This is a genomic window from Bradyrhizobium sp. MI1.10 (assembly GCF_055811035.1).
The window spans coordinates 1-488 of record NZ_JBVVPN010000163.1; the positions used below are offsets into that span (position 1 = coordinate 1).

At 65.6% G+C, this 488-nt stretch carries 1 protein-coding gene; it reads left to right on the forward strand.

The window, feature by feature from the left end; all coding sequences use genetic code 11:
• The coding region (locus tag AC0L3K_RS40740; protein WP_473368224.1) for a transposase family protein at positions 1–488 on the forward strand (488 nt) is incomplete at both ends.

A 488-nucleotide genomic window follows, 5' to 3' on the forward strand; every position in this document is an offset into this window, starting at 1 on the left:
ATGATGGCGGGCCGCTACGCCCATGCCAAACAGTTCAGCCGGCATCAGCGGCAGTTGCGCATTCTGCGCAGCCGGCTCGGCCGCATCATCCGCGACATCCGCCGCAAGATCGAGGGCCAGCCGGCATTGGAGGAGGCATTCGCCCTCCCGCTTGGCCGGGCCGTGCAAATCCGCTCGCAGCAGCAGCGCCAGCGCGGCTGGAAGCTTTATTCCTTCCATGCCCCGGAGGTGGAATGCATCGGCAAAGGCAAGGCCGCCGCGCCTTACGAGTTCGGCGTGAAGGCCTCCATCGTCACCAACAACCGCCGGGCGCCCGGTGGCCTGTTCGTACTGCACGCCAGGTCGCTGCCCGATAATCCCTACGACGGTCATACCCTGCGGGACGTCATCGACCGCACCGAGGCGCTCACTGGCTGTCCGATCGAGCGGGCCTATGTCGACAAGGGATATCGCGGCCACGACACGCAAAATCCCCGTCGCGTCTTCAT